Source organism: Streptomyces sp. Isolate_45 (genome assembly GCF_024721315.2).
Lineage (GTDB): Bacteria > Actinomycetota > Actinomycetes > Streptomycetales > Streptomycetaceae > Streptomyces.
Window position 1 is genome coordinate 1 of sequence record NZ_JANFAK020000285.1, and the last position, 5,362, is coordinate 5,362.

At 73.8% G+C, this 5,362-nt stretch carries 4 protein-coding genes and 1 pseudogene; all 5 read left to right on the plus strand.

Annotated features, from left to right (window positions below; all coding sequences use genetic code 11):
* A pseudogene (locus NOD94_RS39985) lies at window positions 1–249 on the plus strand (hypothetical protein); the annotation flags it as partial.
* Window positions 250–322: 73 nt separating this feature from the next.
* Window positions 323–976, plus strand: a complete 654-nt coding sequence (locus NOD94_RS39990) for a PadR family transcriptional regulator (protein ID WP_281211158.1) — start codon at window positions 323–325, stop codon at window positions 974–976.
* Window positions 977–1,001: 25 nt separating this feature from the next.
* The gene (locus NOD94_RS39995; protein ID WP_281211159.1) at window positions 1,002–1,745 is read left to right on the plus strand and encodes an ABC transporter ATP-binding protein; all 744 of its coding nucleotides are present in this window, start codon (window positions 1,002–1,004) and stop codon (window positions 1,743–1,745) included.
* 101 nt (window positions 1,746–1,846) lie between these two features.
* On the plus strand, window positions 1,847–4,603 hold the full coding sequence (locus NOD94_RS40000) for an ABC transporter permease (protein WP_281211161.1): 2,757 nt from the start codon (window positions 1,847–1,849) through the stop codon (window positions 4,601–4,603).
* 129 nt (window positions 4,604–4,732) lie between these two features.
* Entirely contained in the window at window positions 4,733–5,272 is a 540-nt protein-coding gene (locus NOD94_RS40005) for a bacterial proteasome activator family protein (protein ID WP_281211160.1), read from the plus strand.
* Window positions 5,273–5,362: the final 90 nt, after the last annotated feature.

Sequence of the window (5,362 nt, forward strand, 5' to 3'; positions counted from 1 at the left end):
CCGGCCCGCCCCGCGCACCCCGTACGGCCGGCGCGGCCGCCCGGGGAGCCGGCCGTCCCGCCCGAGGTGACCCCCGAGCCGCAGCCGCACGCCGTACCGAGACCGCCCGACTCCGTCACCGCGATCGGCACCGGGCCGAACGAGCGGGCCGCCGATCTGGCCGCCCACATACTGCCGCTCGGCACCGGATTGGCCCTGATGGGGCTGGGCCTCGGCTTCATGGGGATGCGGCTGCGGCGCGGCCGCTGACGGGCCCGGCTCCGGCTTCCCACGAGCCGGGGGATTCTTGCGGTCGAGGGCATACTCGGTATACATACTGAGTATGTCGATTCGCCACGGGCTTCTCGCCCTGCTGGAACGGGGCCCCCGGTACGGCTCCCAACTGCGCTCCGAGTTCGAATCCCGTACCGGCTCCACCTGGCCGCTCAACGTCGGGCAGGTGTACACCACGCTCGCCCGCCTGGAGCGCGACGGACTCGTCGCCCCCGGCGGCGAGGACGCGGCCGGACACACCCTCTACGTCATCACCGACACCGGGAGCGCCGAACTGCGCCAGTGGTACGAGCGCCCCGTCGACCGCACCAACCCGCCCCGCGACGAGCTGTCCATCAAGCTCGCCATGGCCGTCGGCGCCCCCGGCGTGGACATCCGGGCCGTGATCCAGTCCCAGCGGCACGCCACCGTCCAGGCCATGCAGGACTACACCCGGCTCAAGGCCCGGGCCCTCGGCGCCATCGAGAGCGGGGAGGCCGACGAACGCGACGACCTCGCCTGGCTGCTGGTCCTGGAACAGCTGATCTTCCAGACCGAGGCCGAGGCGCGCTGGCTCGACCACTCCGAGGCACGGCTCGTACGGCTCTCCGGGCAGACCCCCCGGACACCCGCCGAGCCCGCTCCACCGCAGGCCACCGCCACCGAGCCCGCCGCCGGCGCCACCGCCGGCCGGCCCCGCACCGCCCGCCCGCGGCGGGGCTGACCACCGTTCCAAGGGGGAACCCCTCATGCCCGACCAGCACCACGCACGACCCGTACTCCAACTCGACCGGCTGGTCCGCACCCACGGCAGCGGCGCCACCGAGGTGCACGCCCTGCGCGGAATCGACCTCAACGTCCACCCCGGCGAACTCGTCGCCGTGATGGGCCCGTCCGGATCCGGCAAGTCCACGCTGCTCACCCTCGCGGGCGGCCTCGACACCCCCACCAGCGGCCGGGTCGTCGTCGAGGGCGTCGACATCACCACCGCGAGCCGCAAGCAGCTCGCCGCGCTGCGCCGGCGCAGCATCGGCTACGTCTTCCAGGACTACAACCTGATACCGGCCCTCACCGCGGCCGAGAACGTGGCGCTCCCCCTCGAACTCGACGGGGTCTCCGCCCGCAAGGCCCGTGTCGCCTCGGGCGCCGCGCTGGAGGAGATGGGCCTCGCACAGCTCGCCCACCGCTTCCCCGACGAGATGTCCGGCGGCCAGCAGCAGCGCGTCGCCATCGCCCGCGCCCTGGTCGGTGACCGCCGACTGGTCCTCGCCGACGAGCCCACCGGCGCCCTCGATTCCGAGACCGGCGAATCCGTGCTCGCCCTGCTGCGCAACCGCTGCGACGCGGGCGCGGCCGGGATCCTGGTCACGCACGAACCCCGCTTCGCCGCCTGGGCGGACCGGGTCGTCTTCCTGCGCGACGGCACCGTCGTCGACGAGACCCTGCGCAGCGGCGCAGACTCGCTGCTCACGGAGCGGGCGGCCGGCCTGTGACCTCCCCGTTCGGCTCCTGGTACCACCCCTGGGCCGCGGCCCTGCGCATCGCGCGCCGCGACGCCTGGCGCGCCAAGGGCCGCAGCGCCCTCGTGCTGTCGATGATCGCGCTGCCGATCATCGGCGTGAGCGCCGCCGACCTCACCCTGCGCAGCGGCGAGCTCTCGCCCGAACAGACCCTGACCCGTCAGATCGGCGCCGCCGACGCCCGGATCGGCGAGGCCCACCTCGACGCCGCCCTGCTCCAACACCCCGACGGCGAGCACTACGCGCCGGTCGGCGGCTACGACGCCTACCGGCCGGGCAAGCAGCCCGAACTGCCCCCGCTGAAGTCCACGATCCCGGCGGGCGCGAAGGCCGTCCAGGACACCTCGGGCCACTCCAAGGTGCACACCGCGCACGGCCTCCTCGCCACCGACCTGCGCGAGCTGGACGTGCACGACCCGCTGACCCGGGGCATCGTCACCCTCGACCGCGGCCGGCTGCCCGACGGGCCGGGGGAGATCGTCGCCACCAACGCCTTCCTGAAGGCCTCCGGGCTGTACGTCGGCTCCTCGGTCACCCCGCGCGGCTCACCGGTCGCGTACAAGGTCGTGGGGTCCTACGAGCTCCCCTCCTCGCTGAAGACCGTGGAGCTGCTCGCCCTCCCCGGCACCCTGCTCGCCCCGCTGGACAAGGCCCTGCAGGCCACCGGGGCGCCCGGGGTGTCCGCCCGGACCTCGTACCTGGTCTCGGTCGGCGGCGATGGTTTCACGTGGAACATGGTCAAGGAGGCCAACACCAAGGGCGCGCTCGTACTCTCCCGCGCCGTGACCCTGGACCCGCCCGCCGACTCCGACGTCCCGCTGTTCCGGCAGGAACCGAAGGAACGGTTCGAGCAGCCCGGCTCGGGGGGCAGCGTCACCGAGCGGGCCGTCCTGGCCACCGTCGTCGGCCTGACCATGCTGGAGGTGTGCCTGCTCGCCGGTCCCGCCTTCGCGGTCGGTGCCCGGCGCTCGCGCCGCCAGCTGGGGCTGCTCGGCGCGAACGGCGGCGACCGGCGGCACATCCGGGCCGTCGTGCTCTCCGGGGGCCTCGTGATCGGCGCCGCCGCGGCCGTCATCGGCACCGCGATCGGCGTGGCCCTCACCGTCGGGCTGAGGCCCGTACTGGAGGAGCAGCTCGGCGCCCGCTTCGGCGGCTTCGACGTCCGCCCTCCGGAGCTCCTCGGCATCGCCCTGCTCGCCGTGCTGACCGGCCTCCTCGCGGCGGTCGTGCCCGCGGTCACCGCGTCCCGGCAGACCGTACTGGCCTCCCTGACCGGCCGCCGCGGCGTCCGCCGCGCCAACCGGGTGCTGCCCGTCATCGGCCTCGTCGCCGTGGCCGGGGGCGCCGCGCTCGTCCTCTACGGAGCGAACTACCGGGTCAGCGCCACCGTCGTCGCCGGGGGCAGCGCCATCGCCGAGCTGGGCGTCGTCGCCCTCACCCCGGTCCTCGTCGGCCTGTTCGGGCGGCTCGGACGATGGCTCCCGCTCTCGCCGCGCCTCGCTCTGCGCGACGCCGTGCGCAACCGGGGGCGTACGGCACCGGCCGTGGCCGCCGTACTGGCCGCCGTCGCCGGAACCGTGGCGGTCTCCACGTACGAGCACAGCCGGGACATCCAGGCCCGGCACGAGTACGTCGCCCAACTCCCCGCCGGAGCGGGCACGCTGACCGCCGGTGACAACAGCGGCCACAAGGACGTACCGGCCCTGCGCGAGACCCTCACCAGGACGCTGCCCGTCGCCGTACGGGCCGATGTGGACCGGTTCGTGGTCGGCAACCCGAACTGCGAGATGCGCGCGTCCGACCCGGGCTGCGGACGCGTCGAACTCATCACCCCCAAGGAACAGCGCTGCCCGCTCTTCGAGGCCCCGGGCGGGAGCGACTCCTTCACCCCGGATCAGGCCCGTGAGCTGCGCAAGGACCCGCGCTGCGCACCGCGCACGTTCTTCTCCACCACCGATGTCGTCGTCGCCGACGAGAAGCTGATGGCCGTCCTCGCGGTAACCGACCCCGGATCCACCGCCGCGCTCAAGGAGGGTCGGGCCGTCTCCTTCGATCCGCGCGACGTGAAGGACGGACAGGTCACCCTGCGGGTCGTCACCGACCAGGCCGCCGTCGACGAGGCGTCCGCCAAGAACGCCGAACTCCCCGGGCGGGACAAGACCCTCGCCGTCCACACGGCTCCCCGCCCGGACGAGGGCTGGGGCATCCGGCTGGTCGTACCGCCGGCCGCCGCCAAGGCCGCGGGCCTCGCCACCGCCCCCGTCGGCGCCTACTTCAGCCTCGACGGCCGGGCCACCGGTGAGCAACGGCAGAAGCTCGACGGGGAGATCGACCGGATGGGCGCCGACGCCCACCTCACCGTCGAGGAGGGCTACAAGACGGAGAGCACCCTCGGCGTGCTCGTCCTCACCGTCTTCGCGGGCCTGGTCACCATCGGCGCGGCCGGCATCGCGACCGGACTCGCCCAGGCCGACGCCGAAGCCGACCTCAAGACGCTCGCGGCGGTCGGCGCCGCCCCGCGCGTCCGGCGCACCCTGAGCGGCTTCCAATGCGGGGTCGTCGCCCTGATGGGCGTGGTCCTCGGCTCCGCCGCCGGAATCCTGCCGGCCGTCGGACTGCGGCTCACCCAGGAACGCGAACAGGAACGCCTGATCCGGCACGGCGTCGAAATGGGCTACGCCACGCTGAAGGACACCGACCTGTACGTGCCGATCGCCGTGCCCTGGTCCACGCTGGCGGGACTGCTGATCCTGGTCCCGCTGGGAGCGGCCCTGCTTGCGGCGCTGGTCACCCGGTCGAGCGGCGCACTGGCCCGCCGGGAAGCGGGCTGACACCCTCAGTGGGGCCGGGCGGACGTTCCGGCCCCCACCGAGAGTGGATGTTCCGGCCCCACCGAGGGTGGATCACGCTCTCGCGGGGGCACACCGTGTGAGTACGCAGGTGTGCGAGAGAATGTCGGCATGGAGATGCCGAGGAGTGAACGGTCGCAGGACAGCCCCCCGAACGTCCTGATCGTGGGACAGGACGGGATGGCGGTCGGCGGCGCCGATGACGAGTCGCGCGAGGTCCCGGTGACGGAGATGGTCGAACAGCCCGCCAAGGTCATGCGGATCGGCAGCATGATCAAGCAACTCCTGGAAGAGGTACGTGCCGCACCTCTCGACGAGGCGAGCCGGGTCCGGCTCAAGGACATCCACGCCGCCTCGGTCAAGGAGCTCGAAGACGGCCTCGCCCCCGAGCTGGTCGAGGAACTGGAGCGCCTGTCCCTGCCGTTCACCGAGGAGGCCATCCCCTCCGAGGCGGAACTGCGGATCGCGCAGGCGCAGTTGGTGGGTTGGCTGGAGGGTCTCTTCCACGGGATCCAGACGGCCCTGTTCGCGCAGCAGATGGCGGCGCGGGCCCAGTTGGAGCAGATGCGCCGCGCACTGCCGCCCGGCGGTTCGCACGAGGACGACGAGGACGGCCCGCACGGCGCGGTCCGCTCCGGCCCCTACCTCTGACCCAACTCCCACACCCACCCGGGGGGGGGGGGGGGGGGGGGGGGGGGGGGGGGGGGGGGGGGGGGGGGGGGGGGGGGGGGGGGGGGGGGG

Bases quoted from the DNA above. Each gene is read 5' to 3' on its own strand.
- NOD94_RS39990 (WP_281211158.1), top strand. From the start codon at position 323: ATGTCGATTCGCCACGGGCTTCTCGCCCTGCTGGAACGGGGCCCCCGG.
- NOD94_RS39995 (WP_281211159.1), top strand. From the start codon at position 1,002: ATGCCCGACCAGCACCACGCACGACCCGTACTCCAACTCGACCGGCTG.
- NOD94_RS40000 (WP_281211161.1), top strand. From the start codon at position 1,847: ATGATCGCGCTGCCGATCATCGGCGTGAGCGCCGCCGACCTCACCCTG.
- NOD94_RS40005 (WP_281211160.1), top strand. From the start codon at position 4,733: ATGGAGATGCCGAGGAGTGAACGGTCGCAGGACAGCCCCCCGAACGTC.